General features: G+C 36.9%; 15 protein-coding genes and 1 pseudogene. 9 read left to right on the forward strand and 7 right to left on the reverse strand.

Annotated elements, in window-relative coordinates; genetic code table 11:
* The first annotated feature begins 23 nt into the window (after positions 1-23).
* Complete coding sequence (locus ACT29I_RS02950; protein WP_430932248.1) at positions 24-575, forward strand: hypothetical protein; 552 nt, start codon at positions 24-26, stop codon at positions 573-575.
* 1 nt (position 576) lies between these two features.
* On the opposite strand, the gene ACT29I_RS02955 is transcribed toward ACT29I_RS02950, so the two are convergent.
* Positions 577-2,466 carry a sensor histidine kinase gene (locus ACT29I_RS02955; protein ID WP_444792669.1) on the reverse strand — a complete coding sequence of 630 codons (1,890 nt, stop codon included), beginning with the start codon at positions 2,464-2,466 and terminating at the stop codon, positions 577-579.
* A gap of 119 nt (positions 2,467-2,585) precedes the next feature.
* Between ACT29I_RS02955 and ACT29I_RS02960 the strand changes: the two genes are divergently transcribed.
* The 5 genes from ACT29I_RS02960 (at position 2,586) to ACT29I_RS02980 (ending at position 7,561) form a co-directional block, all read left to right on the forward strand.
* Entirely contained in the window at positions 2,586-3,323 is a 738-nt protein-coding gene (locus ACT29I_RS02960; RefSeq protein WP_430932250.1) for a lysophospholipid acyltransferase family protein, read from the forward strand.
* A 354-nt stretch (positions 3,324-3,677) separates the two neighbouring features.
* A complete protein-coding gene (locus ACT29I_RS02965; RefSeq protein ID WP_430932251.1) occupies positions 3,678-3,848 on the forward strand; it encodes a hypothetical protein in 171 nt (56 codons plus the stop codon).
* A gap of 550 nt (positions 3,849-4,398) precedes the next feature.
* Positions 4,399-5,766, forward strand: coding sequence for an IS4 family transposase (locus ACT29I_RS02970; RefSeq protein ID WP_444792782.1), 1,368 nt, complete (start codon positions 4,399-4,401; stop codon positions 5,764-5,766).
* Between the two features lie 221 nt (positions 5,767-5,987).
* Entirely contained in the window at positions 5,988-6,791 is an 804-nt protein-coding gene (locus ACT29I_RS02975; protein WP_430932256.1) for a helix-turn-helix domain-containing protein, read from the forward strand.
* A gap of 218 nt (positions 6,792-7,009) precedes the next feature.
* Positions 7,010-7,561, forward strand: coding sequence for a cupin domain-containing protein (locus ACT29I_RS02980; protein ID WP_430932257.1), 552 nt, complete (start codon positions 7,010-7,012; stop codon positions 7,559-7,561).
* 270 nt (positions 7,562-7,831) lie between these two features.
* Here ACT29I_RS02980 and ACT29I_RS02985 read toward each other — a convergent pair whose 3' ends face one another.
* The gene (locus tag ACT29I_RS02985) at positions 7,832-10,327 is read right to left on the reverse strand and encodes an AMP-binding protein (RefSeq protein ID WP_444792670.1); all 2,496 of its coding nucleotides are present in this window, start codon (positions 10,325-10,327) and stop codon (positions 7,832-7,834) included.
* 338 nt (positions 10,328-10,665) lie between these two features.
* On the opposite strand from ACT29I_RS02985, the gene ACT29I_RS02990 reads away from it, so the two are divergent.
* The gene (locus ACT29I_RS02990) at positions 10,666-11,214 is read left to right on the forward strand and encodes a DJ-1 family glyoxalase III (protein ID WP_430932259.1); all 549 of its coding nucleotides are present in this window, start codon (positions 10,666-10,668) and stop codon (positions 11,212-11,214) included.
* 28 nt (positions 11,215-11,242) lie between these two features.
* On the opposite strand, the gene ACT29I_RS02995 is transcribed toward ACT29I_RS02990, so the two are convergent.
* Positions 11,243-11,770 (reverse strand): DUF4251 domain-containing protein, encoded by a 528-nt coding sequence (locus tag ACT29I_RS02995; protein ID WP_430932260.1) that lies wholly within the window; start codon positions 11,768-11,770, stop codon positions 11,243-11,245.
* A gap of 179 nt (positions 11,771-11,949) precedes the next feature.
* On the opposite strand from ACT29I_RS02995, the gene ACT29I_RS03000 reads away from it, so the two are divergent.
* Positions 11,950-12,132 carry a hypothetical protein gene (locus ACT29I_RS03000; RefSeq protein WP_430932261.1) on the forward strand — a complete coding sequence of 61 codons (183 nt, stop codon included), beginning with the start codon at positions 11,950-11,952 and terminating at the stop codon, positions 12,130-12,132.
* A 211-nt stretch (positions 12,133-12,343) separates the two neighbouring features.
* Here ACT29I_RS03000 and ACT29I_RS03005 read toward each other — a convergent pair whose 3' ends face one another.
* From ACT29I_RS03005 to ACT29I_RS03020, 4 genes and pseudogenes are all read right to left on the reverse strand, one after another.
* The gene (locus ACT29I_RS03005; RefSeq protein ID WP_430932351.1) at positions 12,344-12,655 is read right to left on the reverse strand and encodes a T9SS type A sorting domain-containing protein; all 312 of its coding nucleotides are present in this window, start codon (positions 12,653-12,655) and stop codon (positions 12,344-12,346) included.
* Positions 12,647-12,793 (reverse strand): annotated as a pseudogene (locus ACT29I_RS03010) (hypothetical protein); the annotation flags it as partial. The gene ACT29I_RS03005 and the pseudogene ACT29I_RS03010, both read right to left, overlap by 9 nt.
* 249 nt (positions 12,794-13,042) lie before the next feature.
* Positions 13,043-16,033: a histidine kinase gene (locus ACT29I_RS03015; RefSeq protein WP_444792671.1), complete on the reverse strand. Its 2,991-nt coding sequence runs from the start codon at positions 16,031-16,033 to the stop codon at positions 13,043-13,045.
* Positions 16,030-16,788 carry a LytR/AlgR family response regulator transcription factor gene (locus tag ACT29I_RS03020; RefSeq protein ID WP_430932263.1) on the reverse strand — a complete coding sequence of 253 codons (759 nt, stop codon included), beginning with the start codon at positions 16,786-16,788 and terminating at the stop codon, positions 16,030-16,032. The genes ACT29I_RS03015 and ACT29I_RS03020 overlap by 4 nt, the downstream gene beginning before the upstream one ends.
* Before the next feature lie 542 nt (positions 16,789-17,330).
* Between ACT29I_RS03020 and ACT29I_RS03025 the strand changes: the two genes are divergently transcribed.
* On the forward strand, positions 17,331-19,196 hold the full coding sequence (locus ACT29I_RS03025) for an ABC-F family ATP-binding cassette domain-containing protein (protein ID WP_430932264.1): 1,866 nt from the start codon (positions 17,331-17,333) through the stop codon (positions 19,194-19,196).
* Positions 19,197-19,324: the final 128 nt, after the last annotated feature.

Consider the following 19,324-nt stretch of genomic DNA (forward strand, 5'->3'; position numbering starts at 1 on the left):
ACAAACTAACATCAACACACACCATGAAAAAATTATTATTGACCTCAGCCATTCTATTTTTGGCTATAACCATAAATGCCCAGATATTTGGCACTGCACAAACACTTTCCACAAAGAAATTCAATGTCGGAATTATGCCGGCGGTTATTGTAAATGAAGGAGCTCAAGAATATTTCCTGTTTATACAAGCCGGTTATGGCCTGGCATCGGGGGTAGATTTAGGCTTAAGGTTTAATGTATTTAGCGAAAACACATACCTTGGAGCCGATCTGGAATTTGCGTTAAAAAGGAATTTATCCGTTGCTACAGGGTTTCACAGCTTTAACAACGATCTTGGACTTGACCTCACAGGTTTGCTTACTATTCCCTTAAACCAATCAGCCCGGTTAACATCTGGTTTAGATATGGATATTATTTTTATGGATGGCGAAAATAAGGCTCCACTCTGGATTCCTATAAACTTTGAAGTTGATTTAAAAAGAAATATGACTTTTATGCTAGAGGCTGACATTGACACGAAACTTTTGGATGAAAGCTACCATGTATTGTCTGCTGGAATACAATTTTATTTTTAGTTCAACTTCTTGGTAGTTTCACGGTAAACCTCGAACCTTTTTTAGGCTGGGAACTAACCTCAATTGTTCCACCTAATATTTTTGCAATTTTATCCACAATAGCCAGTCCAAGGCCAGCCCCCACCGTTTTTTTGGAGTGTATATTATCTATTTGTCTGAAAGGCTCAAAAATATACTCCATGTCCTTTAATGACATTCCTATGCCCGTATCCTCAACGTATATAATCAATTGGTCTTCTTTTTCGTAACAACCAATTTTAACAAATCCTTCATTAGTGTATTTTATTGCATTTTGAATAAGGTTATTTAGTACTTGTTGAAGTAAAATAGCATCTGTATGAATCTCCAAATCCTTTTCGTTCCGTTCAAGACTCAGAACCATTTTTAACCCTCTGTTCTTAGCCAACACGTGGTAAATTTCATAGGTCTCCTTTACCAATACTGAAATATTAATCCTTCCCCAACTAGGTTTTAAAACACCCGATTCGATCTTTGATAAATTAATGATGCTATCTAAAATAGACAAAAGCTGTTGTCCGCTCTTGACAACCAGACTTGCATATTGTTTATAATCGTTTGATCCAACTTCTGTAACCTCAATTAGCTCCGAAAATCCCATAATACTGTTCATGGGAGTACGAATCTCATGACTGATATTAGCCAGAAAAGACTGTGTGAGTCGCTCGCTTTCAGAAGCGCTGGCCAGCGCCTTATTCAATTGTTGATTCGTCTCTTTTAGATGATTTTTCTCATTAACCAGCCGTTCATTGAGTTTATTCATCTCGATGATATCCTCGCTCAATTGTTTTCGCATACCATCAAATGTCTTGGCCAGTACGCCTATCTCATCCACTCTCTTAATCAATGCCGGATCCGGCTCATAATCGAGCCTTCCCTCGGCAAGAGATTCACTCTGAACTTTCAGTCGCAGTAAGGGCAAGGTTATAGTGCGCGATAATATGCTCACCACAACCAATGTTATCAATAAAAACACCACACTAAACATCAGGGTTTGCTGCTCTATCAACCTTAAAACCGGAACCAGTTCTTCATCAGGTACCATAACAACCAGCTTGTACCGGGTAGTTGCAATTGGCATAAAAGCAACTTCCACTTTTTTATTATTGATCACGGCCTCGGAAATTACAGATGCATTACCATTCTCAATTATATTATGAACAACCTGTTCAGGCAAATAATCCTGCAAAGGCTTGTTTATTTGATCAACCCGTTCCGAAATTAAAACCTTCCCCTTTTCATCTGCGAGCCATAAAATAGTGTTTTCTGATATTTTATGCTTATTAAATTCATCAATCAACACAGATGGATTCACTCCTACCCCGGCTATACCAAGAGGATCTTCCAAATCGCCCATCAATACATTTACAAACAATACCGTTTTGTTGAGTTCGCGATTGTAATCAAAGTTTAATGTGGTTTTAATTTTATTTTCCAGACCTTCAAAAAACCAACAATCATCACTATCTTCTTCCGATATAACATCCATTAATTCAAACCCTTCCTTCCAATAGTTATTTGTTAGATTACTCACAGCAAATACGGTAGAGTATTTATAATTCTTGTAAAGATAATCCAGCCGCTGAAGTGCCAGCTGTTTAAGATCATCATCTTTCTCCTTACCTTTAAACCATGATACAATGGTAGGATCCTCAGCTAATAATTCCGACGTTTCGATAGCTTTTTGAAGTATAGATTGAAAGGAACTCTTGGAAGCCTCGAGTACGGTATAAAAATGTTTCTCGCGGTAGTCATTCAGCAAGGATCTTTTTACCGTATTAAAATGGAAAATCCCTAAGGCCCCAATTGTGAATACGATCAGCAAACCCATTGTCAATTGCAGCTGTACCCTTATCTTGTTGAACCTGATCAATTGGGATATTTTTGTATATTTTATTATTATTAAAAGCTGCAATGTAAAATTTTGTTCATCATTATAGAAATTAATTACTCTATTTATTGTTCCTTTGTGCCCTATTAAAGAATACTTGTATGATGAAAATCCTATCCTATTTCTTGTCCACTATTTATTGGATTTATTTTGGTGTATTACTGCTTATCTTCCATGTAATTCAGGTTGGTTGCAATTTTATAGGAGGCTACCCACTAAGAAAAAAGTCGGTGGACATCCTCAATTTCCTGTTGTTGTATGGCTTGCGAATAGTAGGTGCCCGTATCAAGTTTGTGGGATTTGAAAACTTACCTCAAGATTGTCCGCTCATCATCGTATCCAATCATCAAAGCACCTTCGATATTCCGCCTATCGTGTGGGGGTTCAGAAAACACCATCCCAAGTTTGTTTCCAAAAAAGAATTGGGCAGTGGAATACCAAGCATCTCGTACAACCTGAGACACAGTGGCTCCGCATTAATCGACCGAAAGAACGGAAGACAATCGATGATGGAAATTGCCAAACTGGGCAAACATATCGAGAAAGAAAAATACAGCGCCAGCATTTTCCCGGAAGGAACCAGAAGTAAAACCGGAAAGCTAAAAAAATTCCAGCATCCCGGAATTGCAGCGCTTGTAAAAACATCACCATCGGCCTTGATCGTTCCATTTGTGATTGACGGAAACAGCGAATTGACCAAATATGGAAATTTCCCTTTAAATTTTGGAACAAAACTAACTTTTACGGCCTTACCCGCAATAGATCCCAAAGGAAGAGATTCAAAAGAATTAACAGCAGAAGTGGAAGGTTTGGTGAAAAGTGAACTTGATCAGCTGTAGGAGGATGCTCCCATTATTTTACATTTACTTTTACATTGGTTTTTTGAGGCATCATAAACATAAACCCAAAAATATTCGACTAAATTTTAATCTCATTAGCTTCAGCTTTTCTTGTGCCTATGATCTATAAAGTTTAACCAGAAAACTTTTGGAGGGAAGTGGTAGTGACAGGATCCTTAAATAAACAATCTTATAAATTATAAAAAGGTCACTAATAAAGTGGACAAACGGCCTAAAGTTGAATATTGATAGTATTGCTCATTACCACAGGAAACTTGTGTATATGATCAATGGTTTTTATGCTATGATTGCGAAAAAACCAATTATGTGCTTATGGCCATGCTCATTAAAGAAATGAAAAAAGATACCGTTGTTTATTTTGAAACCGAAGAAGCTTTCTTTCAGAAATATAGCTTTGAAGTGTTTGCTGAACACAAAGCTGAACACCAAAAATTTGTAGATAAAGTTGTGGATTCGGAAACGGTACTTGAACGGACGACTGATTTTATCATTTTAAAATCTTAAAAGATTGGATCCCGGAAGCCAGGATTTTAAATATAGGCTATGACCATACTAATCTGGGTAAAAGGCGCACTCCCGGAATATACCATTGAAAAAGATATCAATAGCGAAAAATACAACCCGGACACCTGGAATGGATGGATCCCGATGGATGCTTGTTGAATGCCTATCAGAGGATTCGTGATGATTGCAAGCTTAGCAAGAAAATTATATTCGATATAGATCTGATTGAACAACAAAAACAAGTGGGGATGGCTATACTTCATAATTTAACGAAAAGTGATCCACATAACCAATACCCGAAAACATACACCCAAACCTTACAGAAAAGCATATGGCGGGTTTAAGTAATGTTTACTGATGTTTCCCACGTGTAATAAAACATTGAGAATCAAGTCAAAAGAAGCATGGTATATTTTATTAATCCATTAATATTCAGTATCTTAATGGTGCGATATTAATAAAAACAACCATGCTACAGAATAAAAGTACAAAAGTTTTCTCAGAGACAAATAGCTTTTTTACTTCAAGTGAAAAAGGAATTTACAGGATAATGGAACTATACAGGTCCTTACATTTGAACAGATTGAGTCTTGGGGTTCAACATATGCCACAGTCTACCTTTCGTAAAGGGGATTTGTTGTTGGCGTTGTTATTGTTTCCTCTACACTCATTGACCAATGTATATAGGTATACTAAACATCCATTATCACAAAGTATAGAAGCAAGTAAGAATACATTTTATAGACTTAAGAATGATAATAACATTAACTGTCGTAGCCTCTTGAACAAATGCAACATCAAGTTATTAAAACAGACAGAAGGTTTAGTTTCACCGAACAAAGAATTTGAAAAGTGTCTGATAATAGACGACACTGATTTTGAAAAATCAACCTACAAAACAGAACATGTTGGCAAGATATGGTCACATGTAAAACATTGTAGATTCTGGGGATTTAAAGGTCTCTTTCTTGGTTATTGGGATGGTAAAAGTTTATTCTCACTCGATTTTAGTCTACATAAAGAAAAGGGTAAGAATGAGAAAACACCATATGGTTTGACCCCTAAACAAAAGAAAGCACAATATAGAAAGAAACGAGAAAAGGCTTCCTTTGGTTATTTACGTGAGCAAGAACTAAAAGATGATAAAATATCCATAGCTATTTCAATGATTAAAAGAGCTGTCAAACAAAAGATGGATGTACAATATGTGCTAATGGATAGTTGGTTTTTCTGTGAATCAATATTAAAGTCTGTTCTGTCGTTAAAGACAGGTATTCATGTAGTTGGTATGGTAAAAATGGCAAAAGCAAAATATAGCTTTAAGGGTGAACCATACACAGCTAAAGAACTTGCTCAACTCCTCAAGCGCAGAAAAAAGATCAGAAAGGAGAAAGCATTAAACCTATTTTGTGCTGAGGTGCAAGTCGAATATAAATCAATACCTTTAAAATTGTTTTTCTGCAAAACAAGCAAACGGGGAAAGTGGCACTTGTTGGCAACATCCAATACAAAACTTGGGATACTAAAAGATTATAAAGTATACAGTATCAGATGGAGTATAGAAGTATTCTTCAAAGAATCAAAACAATACTTCGCTTTGGGAAAATCGAAGTCCCAAGACTTTGATGCACAAATAGCAGATGTATCGTTAGCCATGATCGAATACAATGTATTTAGTTTAGCCAAGAGATACGATGCATACGAATCTATGGGTGGTTTATTTGACCATGTATGCGATAATGCCACTGAACTTACCATATCTCTGAGAATATGGGGATTTATCCTTGAACTACTGCGTGTAATCGCTGAGTTTATCGATGGTGATTTTAATGAGTTGATTACCAATGTGATTAAAAATAAGCCAGAGGACAATAAAATCTTCAGGCTAATAGAAATGCAACTTTTAAGTGCTGCCTAAAAGACATGGGAAATGTCAGTTATAATAAAATGGAAAACACTTAGTAGCGACATACTTACCGACATGCAAAACAATTTACTACAACAAATGTTAAGTTGTTAGGATAAAAGCTTTTAATTACACATATATTAAAATTGCTTGTAACAAACGGAGCCGTTTTCAAGTTTTCAAATGCTTACATATGTTGGAACATATGAATAAATCGATAAACTTAATCTTGGATGATAAACAACGAAATCAAAATATCAAAAATTGTTCAACACGAAATATCCAAACCAAAGAATAATTACTATTCGATCATTTGGATAACCGGAACAATAGATGGATTATTGATTGATGGGGTTTTCTATGAATACATCTCAAACACCTTATTTTTTCTGAATCCCAAATATCAATGGAAAATTTTAACCGGGGACGACATTTCTTCCAAAGGATACGTGATGTACCTGTCAGATAACGTGCTGAACGAGCCATTCCTGAACAAACTGAAAATAAATGAAGCCCGGATTTTGCATTCTGATACCATACACAAAACTCAATTGGCTCCGGGTATCGAAATTAGGGTACAAGCTGTTTTGGAAATGTTGGATGAATTATTGACTACAAATTTGAATCATAAGGAAGATGCCATACTGGCATTGATAAATACTTTTTTTATCTATTGTGATGGACAGTGCAACATCAAATCGACCATTGACAACCACAACAGTAAAGCTACTTTGGTATATAAATTCAAGAGGCTCTTGAGCAAACATGTGACCGAAATACAAAAGGTGAATGAATATGCCAAAATACTGAATATATCATCCACTTATTTAAACGAATGCATACGCGAAGTACTGGGGGTAAATGCAAAAAGTTTGATTATTGAACAACTTGTCATGCGAACCCGCCATGCACTGAAATTTACCGACAAGCCCTCCAAAGAAATTGCCTACGAACTAGGTTTTTCCTCACCCGATTATTTCAGCTCTTTCTGCAAAAATCATATCGGCTACTCGCCTTCCGAGTACAGAAAAGTGTAAAGGTTTCCAAATTCTAAGGTTTTACCCCCATTATCACATTTACATCTAACCGCGTTCCTTCTATCTTAGCTAAAACAATTAACTGTTACAGATATTCAAAGGCCATTTATATGGGGTGTATCAGGCACCCTAGGTACTGACATTTCCCAAATAAACGTGGAAAATGGCAAGGCGATATATTTGAAGGATCTAATTGCTAATTAAGTAAAACTTGAAATATGGACAGAAAGACTTTTTTAAAGAAAACCGGAATGGGATTAGGATTGGCGGTTGCACCAATGTTAGCAAGCAGTCAAATGACCACAGTTGAAAACAAGATGGATAAAGTGTTAAATCCCAAAATTATCAGAGGAGAAGAAGGAGATGTTCTCAATGTGATTGGTGATATTCAAACACATAAATTATTAGGGAGCGACACGAACAACCAAATTGTTGAATGGGTTGACAATGTTGGACCTGGAGTTGGGATTCCGCCTCATATCCATACCAATGAAGACGAAATATTCAGGGTTATCAAAGGGAGTGTTGAAATAATGGTCGATGGCGAAATAAGTGTGTTAAATGCCGGAGACATGGCCTTTGCCCCAAAAAACATCCCACATGCGTGGAATGTAGTAGGGACTGAAATGGCCCAAATGATTACAAGTGCTTTTCCTGCAGGAATAGAAAAAATGTTCGAGGAGCTGGCAAATCTTGAACCCGGGAAGCCTGATTTTGAAAAGGTAGCCCAAATATGTGGAAAACACGGAATCACTTTCTTACCGCATTGAATTTAACCCGGATTATGTATTAGAGGTACGTAATAAGTATTTAAAATACGATAAAACAAGGAGTTGCTGAAACGAGGCATAGCATCGTTCTGGTGAGTTGAAGCAACTCTGTGAAACGCCTTGTTTTGAAGTAGTTTAATTGCGTAACAGGATTTCTAATGCATATTGCGGGTTTAAACTCAAAACAAAGGAGGGGTCCACATATGAATCCCTCCCTTATTCTGACATAACTATTTTTTTCACTTCAATACAATCGATTTTCTTCCCCTATCACCGAACGCTCTCATCTAGATTAACAGGATTCACCGCCAGCTTCTTGCTAATTTTATTGTGTACCGCATTGGAAATAGTTTCATAAGTTTCTTTACCCGGCATAACAGGCTCTAAGAACTCGACTATCACCTTTTTAAATGGCCTGGGGAATTTACTCCCTTTAGGTAAGGCATCATACGCACCCTTTATGGATACTGGCACAATAGGAACGTTCAGTTCCCGGCTCAAAATGGCAAAAGTCTTCTTAAAGTCACCAATTTTACCTGTCTTGGTACGTGTTCCCTCAGGGAAAATAATCAGGTTCTTTTTTTTCTTTAAGGCCTCACCCAGTTTTTGGATGGATTCTTTCAAATCTTTGTTTAAATCCATTACAATAACATGATGGCGGTTGGCAATAAACTTGAGCCAACGTTTGCTCACATGTTTTTCCTTGGCATAAAAATAGGTATTCTTAATAACCTTGCTCCGTAAAAAGGAGGCCACGAACAAACCATCGAAATAACTTTGATGATTCGGTGCAATAATGCATGGCTCATCCGGAATATTCTTTAATCCCTTTCCTTTCAGACGGAAATATAAACTGAAGAATGCTTTGGACACCTTAACCAGTGTCCTGCCTGTAAACCACGTTTTTGGAAGCGAGAGATGAACCTTTTCTTTTAGAATATGGGTCCAATCAATCTTCTCCACCTCCATTTTACTGCGGTGTTCCTGAATGAATTCGCTCAGATGCAAAACACTTTTAAACCTTACTAACTCACTTGGGTCAACATCTACTCCAAATGATGATTTCAAGAATACCTGCAAACTCACCTTATCCAAGGAGTCTAAACCTAAATCCATCTCCAGATGGTGTTGAGGAAGAACCTTTTTACCCTTTTCCTGAGTCAGGTATTCTGATATAATATTGAACTCCCGGCTTTCTATCTTTACTTCCGCTATTTCTTCTATTTCTTCTACCTTTTCTAAATCAGCCAGTTTGAAGCGTCGGATTTTACCCAATCGGGTTCTGGGTAACTCTCCATCAAAAACCGTAAAATCTGTTACTTTTTTATAGGATGAACAACTCTTATTATACTCATCAAAAACCTTCCATTTAATCTGCTGGTGTAATTCATGCGCATCCGAAAACCGTGTTTTTAATTCGTTGGATGGCACAACAATGGCTTTAAACTGATCGCCCGATTGGTACACCCCTAATTCCTCAACATAAGCAGCATAATGTTCCAGTTTCATTTCAATCTCAACCGGATTAATATTTTTACCGTTCGATAGAATCAGGATCTCCTTTTTACGGCCGGTGATATGCAAAAAACCTTCTTTGTCAAAGTGCCCTAAATCACCGGTATACAGCCATCCATCTTTCATTACCTCAGCTGTTTCCTCCGGTCGGTTATAATATCCTTTCATTATGTTTTCGCCTTTGGCCACAATTTCTCCGTCACGTATTTGCACTTCACATTTGGGTAAAACGAAACCGGGAGAACCTACTTTAATATGTCCCGGACGGGTAAAGGTAATCATGGGCGATGCTTCTGTCATACCATATCCTTCGAGCACGTTAAACCCTAATATTTTGTAGTCCTTCCCTACGGCTTGATCAAGCGCAGCTCCTCCACAAATCATAAAGCGAATACAACCCCCAAACTTTTTATGGGCAGCACCAAAAACAAATTTAGAAAACGCTCGCGAATTTATTTTCTCTGCTAATGCAAACAAAGTCCCGGCTACTTTACTCTTGTTAATTTTATCTTTAATCCCCTTATGTATAGCCGAAAACAATCTTGGAACCCCAAGTAAAAGCGTAATTCTATTGTCTTGTAATGTTTTTATAATGTCCTCAGAAGCCATGGATGGGGGAATTGCCGCCATCGCTCCCATGTGCATGGGTAATATCATATTTCCAACAAGTCCAAAAATATGATGCAACGGCAGCAACATCAGAACCCTGTCATCCGCCTGATAAATATTAACATCTTTGGATACTGCCTGCATATTAGCCAGGAGATTTGCGTATGAAAGCATAACCCCTTTAGGCGTTCCTGTGGTACCTGAAGTATATATGATTACCGCAGTTTTTTCATCTTTAAATTCCAGGATTGGAAATTCGGAAAAACCGTCCGCATTGGATTCTTCATAATCATCAATTACAAACACTTTGGGCGAATAATCCAACTGCTTGGTAGCGGCTTGCAAATCATCCAGTTTTCCCTTCGAAACAAACACCACCTCCGGTTTACAATCATTTAAAATGTAGGCCACTTCATTAACCGTGCTCATAAAATCAACCGGAACCACAATAGCGTCATTGTTCCAAGCCGAATAAAAACCATAAACCCACCCTTCGCGATTCTCAGAGAAGATACCTACCTTATGGGTTATCGTTGCCCTATATAAGGAAGAATATAATTGTACCTTCTTCCCTAACTCGTTATATGTAACCGTTCGTCCAGACTTTACCAGAGCGGTTTTCTCTCCCTGTTGTAAAAACATAAAATATCACTTATGTGAAAAAATTATAAGGTATCTCCCTAAGCGGAATGTAAATACATGACGATAGTTAAATGAGATGTATGATGCAATGCTGGCTAAACCCATTCACTTGCCGTTATTATGTTAATGCGTTAATTAGCTGTCAAATATATACATTTTCCGTATGTCACCATCATATTTTAAAACGAACAAGCAAAACTTAACATTGAAACCATGGAATACCTATGTTTAAACTCTTAGGAATGAGAATTGTTTGAATTCCGTTGGCTTTGTTTTGAACTTCTCAACTTCTATGCTTAATTTTGATGTTAGATTAATTTCCTTTTAAATAGACAAAAATGAAGAAAGTATATATTTTTCTAGCTGAAGGATTTGAAGAAATTGAGGCCATAACACCCATCGATGTATTACGAAGAGCTGAAATTGATGTAACCACTGTTTCCATCTCGGACAAAAAAGAAGTGACAGGAGCACATAATATAATAATTATTGCAGATCGGATCTTTACCGAGAGTAATTTTACGGATGCCGATTTATTGGTATTGCCAGGGGGAATGCCCGGAACGTTAAATCTGAACGAACATGAAGCTTTAAAGGAATTATTGGTTGATTTTTCCAACCGGGGAAAATTGATTGGTGCTATATGCGCAGCACCCCTTGTTTTAGGCGAGAAGGGCTTGTTGAAAGGTAAAAATGCAACTTGCTATCCCGGTTTTGAAAATCAACTTATTGAAGCTAAACATACCGGTTCACCATTAGAAGTTGCTGACAATATTATAACGGCCAAAGGGGTTGGAGCCGCTATGAAGTTTGCCTTGCAGCTTGTTAGTATGCTAAGGGGAAAGGAAGTGGCCTACGAGCTGACTCAAAAGATGGTGATAGAGTAATACCCGTTTTCATTTATTTCAATCCATATCAATTCTCGTTTTCTTTCCATTCCCGAATATCACCGCTATACGAAATACTGCTGCGGTTATTGCTCGAAATGCTTAAGGTTGCACTTTCCTTGCCCATTATTTCTATGAAACATTGATAACGGTCGTTTTCCCCATTGACCATAAATTCAATTCTAATTCTTCTTTTCCGCTCGTTGACCTTCATCTTCTTATCCCGGATATTTTCTTCTGCATAAAAGCCACCTCTTTCGCCCGGCGTCACCTGGAATGCTCTGCCAAAATAAGGCATATGCATATAAACACTATCGTTTCTTAACCGAAGGTGATTGGGATTTGTGATCAGGTCAACATTTGAATAGCCCAATGGATATGCCCAATCTGCCACAAACTCAATAGGCTTCTCTTTCACCATAACCACCAATTCTTCAAAAGCTTCCAGCTTTTGCAATCGCTTTTCCGTTTTTTTACGATCGACACCTTGCCCCCATAACATGGTAGTCCAAGCCACCAGTACGATCACCAATAATATTTTCAATAACCTTACCATAACTATTTAATTACTAAATTACTTAATTAAGTATCAAATTTAATACCATAAGTTAAAATTCTTATGGCCAATCGCACATCTTCCTTTAAGATTTTTATAGAATATGTTTTGAACAAACATAGCGTATATGAATATCGAAACGTTTAATTACTTTTGCAACAATTTATCAGCATATCACCATGAAGAGCGATTTCTCCAAGAAATGTTTTGTCTGCGGAAAAGAATTGGAAAAGGTAGAGTTCAAGAACAAAGCAACCAACCTGCCCGTTTGTTATCAATGCAAGGGTACCGACCTGGAAAAAGCCAAGGAACAAGAAACACTTGACTCCCTGGCTGATGGTTTTGTATGCGGATGCATTTAATTGGTCCTCAGCGAGCAATAAACCATTTGCAGGATGCGTTATGCGCAAGTGAAGAGCCATGAGTTTTGAATGCATCAATTAGCATCAAAAAAAATCATTGAAATGGCCGTCTGACTGGCAAGACAAGAGCTTGTGCAACAACAAAAATTTCTTCTAAAAAAACAAGCCAGTGAAAATTAATCCACTGGCTTTAACAACTGATTCCCAATGGCTATTTTAGAATAACCTTATTAATCTGTGAAGCACTCGTTACAGTATCAATTACTTGAATTAAATAAATTCCGGATTCGCCGATATCATTCAAGTTTAATGTCCTTGATTCGGAATGCTCCTCAGAATACAATAGGTTTCCTATAAAATTATAAACTTTTACAATCTTCGGGGACAATCCATCAAAGTCTATGTTTATTATCCCGGAAGTTGGGTTTGGATAAACAGTAAATTCTATATTTTCACCAATACTAGTGTTATCTGTTGTTACACCATAGTTCCTATACAACTCACTTATCTCATCTGTAGACAATGGTCTGTTGTAGATTTTAATATCATCAATTTTGCCCATAAAATAATTATCTGCATCAGTCCACACCTTACGTGTACCTATGTACCCTGACGGGTCGCGACATCCTAAGTTAGAACCGGGCTCCCGTAAGTTAGCATACTCAGTCCCATTAAACCCGGATTATGTACTGGAGGTTCGTCATGAGCATTGCAAGTACAATAAAACAAGGCATTACTGAAACGAGGCATAAACTTGTCCCGAGTACTTTCGGGAGCATCGTTCTGGTGAGTTGAAGTGATGCAACGAAGTGTCTTGTTTTAAAGTAATTTTAATGTGTAATAGAATTTCTAATGCACATGGCGGGTTAAAATAAATTGTGTTGGAGTTTCTTAAAAAAGAATTAACGTATCAATTGAGAACCTTATCCAGGGTAATTATAACCTTTGTCCCTGTCGGATTGTTGCTTGCATCTTTCAGGTCTGTTATTTCCATACAGAAATTATTCGTTTTAAATTTCTGGTTTAAGAGCTCTAATCGTTTTTGGGTAATATTAGTGGCTTTGCCATTGCCCTCATTGTGGCCTGTATTATTTTCTCTCGCTTTTTCCCTTCCAATTCCGTTATCCGTAATTATGATGAGCATATTCGCGTCCTTTTCATCAATTTCTATTTGAACTTTGCCAACTCCATCCTTTTGCAATAGACCATGTTTGATGGCATTTTCAACAAAGGGTTGAATTAGCATGGGTGGAATTTTAATCCCTTCGGATTGGAAATTATTCCTGATTTGATAGGTAAGTCTATCTTTAAAGCGCAGTTTCTCCAGTTCCAGATATTGCCCAATAAATTTCACCTCATCATCCAATTTAATGAACTCCTCACCTAAATTACTTAAGTTCTGCCTGATAACCCCAGATAGATTGCCTAGATAAGTTAAGGCTTCCTCAACATTTTCCATCAAAATAAAATATTGAACAGAGTTTAACGCATTAAAAATAAAATGGGGATTCAATTGCCCTTGTAAACTCCGAATCCGAATTTCATTTAGTTGATGGTTCAGGTTTTGGCGTTCCTCCGCATCTCTTTTTATACGATTTATGCGCTTGTTAATGAAATAATATAAAGCGAAACCAACAGTTAGAATAACCAACACATAAAACCACCATCGCTGCCAAAATGCCTTTCTTATCTTAAACTGAATGCTCTCTTGTGTAATTGAGCCATCCTCCATATTATTCACCTTTATGTCAATAGCGTATTTTCCAGACTTCAACGATTCCAACCTAATTTCATTACCTCTATGCCATTCATTACCATTAATTCGATATTGATACTTTAAATTCCTGGTACTAGGAAACTTAATACATTTAAAACTAACTCGAATGTTGTTCCGAGAATGTGACAAGGATGCTCCATTTAAAGAAGCTACCCCATCTCCGTTTACAAGAATATCAGTTCTGATTATTAAGGGTTCTATTGAAATGTTCTTGGGATCATCAATGTAAATCAATCTCTCATCATCAAACACATACAAATTACCTTTTGAATCAACCTGTGGCTTCTTTGATAGAATATAACTGTAACCATTGTGCTTATTGTAGAAGAATGGCATTAATCTCTCACCATTGTTACTCAACTGTCGTACCGGAACAATATTCAATCCCTTGTTTGTCCCTAAATACAAATAATCTTTGTGAAACTTCAACCAGTTAAACTTAGTCCCCATCAAACCATTCTGGTTATTAAACCTACTCTTCACAAACAACGAATCCTCAAACCCAACATTAAATAAGTTACCGTCCACAGAGGTAGACCATATTTCTCCATCAGGTGAAATATCCATATCTGTAATAATATCATCAAATCCATTGGTGCTATTCAATTCGAAACCTTGATTATTGACCAAAGCAAACATTCCATGGAAGTGTGATGGAAATAATAAGGTATCTCCTTTTTCTACTATCTTAACCACATCTCCTATTTTTGCTGCTACACCCTCTAAATCAGCGAAACAAATAGAATCCTGAAAATTTAAAAAACACCTTATGGATTTATAATCTCCTATAGCATAAGCTTTATCTTTTAATATAGAAAATTTACCAGATTCAAAAGGAAAATATTCTTTGAAATCGGGAAATGATAACGAACCTTTGTTGGTCATAAGGTAGTGTTTATCATTCGTTGCTATAAACTTTAAAAACTTTAGTTTATAGGAAGGGTTGATAATTCTAAAATACTCTTCAAGATTTTTGGTTTTCCTAATTTGATTTATCTTCTCCAAAATTATTTTCTCGATTTTAGCAATCGAATGTTCTTCCTTAAACCCACTGTTATATTCCTTGTAAATGTAATTATCAGAAATCAGGTATTTGGTTGCATCAATTTCGGAAACATCGGTTACGTTGCTCTGTTGAGATATTTCCTGATAGTTAAAGGTACTCCTGGGAAAAGCGTAAAGACCATCTCCTCCTGCCCAAGTTATGTTGGTAACCTTATCATGTAAAATAGACATAAAAGAATGACCTTTAATCTCATAAGGCAATTCTTGTAATCTTCCTGTGTTGAGGTTGTATTTTTTAATACCTCCTGAATATAAATCATGTTCTCCCCATCCCGCCAGCAAAAGGTTATTATCGTCTTTTGCCATATCCCACGTTAAAAAAGTTGATGACGGATTTATAACACTTGTATCTGAATGAACATCATTAATGCGCCATTTATATATATTTGTATGTTCATTACAAAAAATAGAGTCACCAATTATTTCAATGCCAATTTTTGAATATTTGAGTTGCTGTATAGTGTGATATAAAAACTCCTTACATGAATCTTTAACCACTTCATACATACCACCCCCACTGTTATGAACCGAAAAGAACAATCTGGCATGTTCTTCTTCAATAGCTAAGACAGAACATTTCCTATTGCCCGTGCGAGGGGAGTCAATTCGTCTGAATACAGAATCCTTAAAAAAGAACAATCCGTCATCTGTCCCAACAAATAGCGTTTGATGCTTTGTTGAATAATGAAGCTTTCGAATAGAGTTATTGTATTTTTCCATTTCCATGGTATATGATGCAACCACAGAATCATTCCTAATCAAGTTAAGTCCCTCTTTATAACAACCTACCCACATATTGTTATCATCATCAACTGCCAACGCCCAAGCATAATTGCCCAATAACCCATTCCTTTTCTGAAAGTTGACAAACTTTTCCCCATCATATTTAGATACCCCATTATTGGTCGCTATCCACAAATATCCTTCCTTATTAATAACGAGGTCTTGAACAGCGTTGTCCGCCAACCCATCTGCTTCCGTAAATCGAAGGTAAGGCTTATATTGTGCCAATAGAGAAATCGACAACGAAATTGTTATGAAGAAAAATATCCACCTCATCCGCTAATCAACTTTTGAATATCCTTTGCGAAGGCAGAAACATTCCTTACAGCGACCGGAATTTTCTCACCGCTTCTTAAAATAACATAACTTTGTTTACCCTTGGTAAACTTCTGGATATAATGAATATTGATCAAGTAAGACTTGTGAGTCCTGTAAAATTGATTTCCCGGCAGTAACAACTCAAGGTCTTTTAATGGCTTGCTGATGGTTATTTTCCTCCCAGAATACATTACCGCTACCGAATATGCTTGTTCAGCATAACAGTATTCTATATTACGAGAATTCTCCATTTCGAACCCATCACTTACTGGGAACATGATATTTTTTCCATGGTACGAAGCCGGACTAACGGCATTTAGGTGTTTTTCGAGGTTCAATCTTGTTTGTTTTTCTTCAATATTTTTCCTGACCTTCTCAATTGCCTCTGACAGTTCCATAAAATTCACAGGTTTCAACAAATAATCCGCTGCATTTTTCTTCATTGCATCAATAGCATATTCCGAGTATGCAGTCGTGAAAACAATATGGAAATCAGGATTCGAAAAGGTATCATATATTTTAAGCCCATTTTTCTTCGGCATTTCAATGTCGAGAAACACTAGGTCAGGTTTTTTTTCCTTTATTAAGTCAATACCTTCATCTAAATTGTAGGCAGCACCAACAACTATAACGTTAGTATCAACAAAATCTGTAATTAGTTTTATTAAACCTGATATGGCATCTTGCTCATCATCAATTATAATTGCTTTCATATTTCGTAACTCACAATTAGGTATCTGCGAGTATACTCAATTATTAGGTTAGATACAATTCATAATTTCTTATCGTAGATTATTTAGGGTTAAACGTTGCAATTAATAAAAAGACAAACCGTAATTTTAATTTCATACTCGATACAAAAATTGAACTCCAATGTCAGAAACAAGGACATCCGATCCTTGTCAAATCCAATTAATGCCTTAATAATGTATCATTTGATGACGTTTTAATTCTACACCTTGGAGACATAAGAAACTGCAAACTTGCTTATAACAAATCATGTTAATTTGACAAACGATATAGAATTGTGTAATTTATAGATTTTACCTATGACACCACCAATGATAATTACCCTACACAAACTATTTCAACATAAACAACTCCGGTAGCAAGACCTTTAAAAGGTCATGGGTTTTATAAATACGAAGAGATAGAGTAAATACAATTGGATTCGCTATTTTCGCACTTGTAAAAATAATGAATCCATATTAAGCTAAAGGCCATTATATTGGCCAATAGCTATAAGCACAATCATATGAATTATTTATCTGTAGAGAATTTAACCCATCATTGGGGCGATATACGATTATTTGACAACTTAACTTTTGGTGTTTCGGAAGGACAAAAAATAGGATTGATTGCCCGAAACGGGACTGGAAAAACCACCTTACTTAATATTTTGGCGCATGTGTTGCCCAACGAAAGCGGTCAAGTAACATATAGAAAGGGAATTTCCGTTGGATATTTACCGCAGATTCCCGTTTTAAACGACGGACATTCAGTTATCGAAGAAATCTTTGCCTCAGACAATCCGCAAGTTTTGGCCATTAAAGCCTACGAAAAAGCGCTGGCTGATGAAAACCATGAAGAGCTCGGGAAATTGATTGAGGAATTGGACAAATTAGGTGCCTGGGATTTTGAGTCTCGCATCAAACAAATTCTCACCGAACTTAAGATTACAAATTTCGATCAACAGATCAGCCAGCTTTCCGGTGGTCAGAAGAAGCGGGTTGCCTTAGCGAACCTGCTTATTAATGAACCTCAGTTTATAATTCTGGATGAACCCACCAACCATCTTGATTTGGAAATGATTGAGTGGTTGGAAACCTATTTGGAACGGTCAAAGTGCACACTGATGATGGTAACCCACGATCGTTATTTCCTGGATAGAGTGTGTAACGAAATCATTGAGCTCGCCGATCAAACCCTTTATACTTACAAAGGAAACTATCCATTTTTTCTGGAAAAAAGAGAAGAACGTATCCAATCCCACAATGCCCAGGTAGAGAAAGCAAAAAACCTGCTAAAAACAGAGCAAGAGTGGATGAACCGTATGCCACAAGCCCGAGCCACCAAAGCCAAATATCGCATTGACGCTTTTCACGATTTAAAGAAAAAAGCACATAGTGGAATGCAGGAGCAATCCATGAATTTAGATATCCAATCGGCACGTTTAGGCAAAAAAATTATTGAATGTCATAATGTGAGTAAGGCTTTTGACGATCTTAAAATTCTCGACGACTTTAACTATAAGTTTGCCCAAGGAGAAAAGGTAGGCATCATTGGCAAAAACGGAACCGGAAAAACAACCTTTTTAAATACTATTACTGGTGCTTTGGAACCAGATTCGGGTTACCTGGAAACAGGAGAAACCGTTGTTGTTGGTTATTACCGGCAGTCCGGGATGAATATTGACCCAACAAAAAGAGTTTTGGATGTAATTTCGGATATATCGGAACACATCACTTTGGGTTCGGGCAACTCCATGAGTCCGGCCCAATTCCTTCGCCATTTTATGTTCGGTAACGAGATGCACCATGTGTTGGTGGACAAGCTCAGCGGCGGAGAGAAGAAACGCTTATACCTGATGACCGTATTGATGACGAACCCCAACTTCCTGATTCTGGATGAGCCCACCAACGATTTGGATATCTTTACACTCAATCTGCTTGAAGAATATCTGCAAAACTTTAAAGGCTGTGTGGTCATCGTTTCGCACGACAGATATTTTATGGATAAGATTGTAGATCATCTATTTATATTTGAAGGGCAAGGGGTTATCAAAGATTTCCCCGGCAACTACTCTATATACCACGACCACAAAATAGAACTGGAAAAAGAAAGCAAAAAAGTTGAGAAAATTAAAAAAGAACCTTCCAAACCTGCTCCAGCCAAGGAAAAACCTAAGAAACTATCCTTTAAAGAAAAAATGGAAATGGAGCAGCTGGAACAGGATATGGAAACGTTGAATAATGAAAAAGCGGATATCGAGGAAGCATTAAATTCCGGTACGCTTGACGCCGAGATGCTCACCGAAAAATCAAAACGAATTTCGGAAGTTATAAATCTGTTAGATGAAAAGGAAATGCGTTGGCTGGAGTTAAGTGAGATTGAAGGATAATGTTGAAACCGCCATTGACAAAGATCAGCTCACTTATGAATAAATATACATTCTGGCAGAAAACAATAATCTATCGTTAAAAGGGGCGTAACTCTTACGATATATCAGCATGCAAACGTAAAAAATAG

It is taken from the genome of Saccharicrinis sp. GN24d3 (assembly GCF_052400645.1).
Classification (GTDB): Bacteria; Bacteroidota; Bacteroidia; order Bacteroidales; family Marinilabiliaceae; genus Saccharicrinis.

Excerpts from the sequence above, each read along its gene's own strand:
- ACT29I_RS02970 (WP_444792782.1), top strand. The coding sequence starts at position 4,399 with ATGGAACTATACAGGTCCTTACATTTGAACAGATTGAGTCTTGGGGTT.
- ACT29I_RS03025 (WP_430932264.1), top strand. The coding sequence starts at position 17,331 with ATGAATTATTTATCTGTAGAGAATTTAACCCATCATTGGGGCGATATA.
- ACT29I_RS02950 (WP_430932248.1), top strand. The coding sequence starts at position 24 with ATGAAAAAATTATTATTGACCTCAGCCATTCTATTTTTGGCTATAACC.
- ACT29I_RS02960 (WP_430932250.1), top strand. The coding sequence starts at position 2,586 with ATGATGAAAATCCTATCCTATTTCTTGTCCACTATTTATTGGATTTAT.
- ACT29I_RS02995 (WP_430932260.1), bottom strand. The coding sequence starts at position 11,770 with ATGGTAAGGTTATTGAAAATATTATTGGTGATCGTACTGGTGGCTTGG.
- ACT29I_RS02975 (WP_430932256.1), top strand. The coding sequence starts at position 5,988 with ATGATAAACAACGAAATCAAAATATCAAAAATTGTTCAACACGAAATA.
- ACT29I_RS03015 (WP_444792671.1), bottom strand. The coding sequence starts at position 16,033 with ATGAGGTGGATATTTTTCTTCATAACAATTTCGTTGTCGATTTCTCTA.
- ACT29I_RS02965 (WP_430932251.1), top strand. The coding sequence starts at position 3,678 with ATGAAAAAAGATACCGTTGTTTATTTTGAAACCGAAGAAGCTTTCTTT.
- ACT29I_RS02985 (WP_444792670.1), bottom strand. The coding sequence starts at position 10,327 with ATGTTTTTACAACAGGGAGAGAAAACCGCTCTGGTAAAGTCTGGACGA.
- ACT29I_RS03000 (WP_430932261.1), top strand. The coding sequence starts at position 11,950 with ATGAAGAGCGATTTCTCCAAGAAATGTTTTGTCTGCGGAAAAGAATTG.
- ACT29I_RS02980 (WP_430932257.1), top strand. The coding sequence starts at position 7,010 with ATGGACAGAAAGACTTTTTTAAAGAAAACCGGAATGGGATTAGGATTG.
- ACT29I_RS03020 (WP_430932263.1), bottom strand. The coding sequence starts at position 16,788 with ATGAAAGCAATTATAATTGATGATGAGCAAGATGCCATATCAGGTTTA.
- ACT29I_RS02990 (WP_430932259.1), top strand. The coding sequence starts at position 10,666 with ATGAAGAAAGTATATATTTTTCTAGCTGAAGGATTTGAAGAAATTGAG.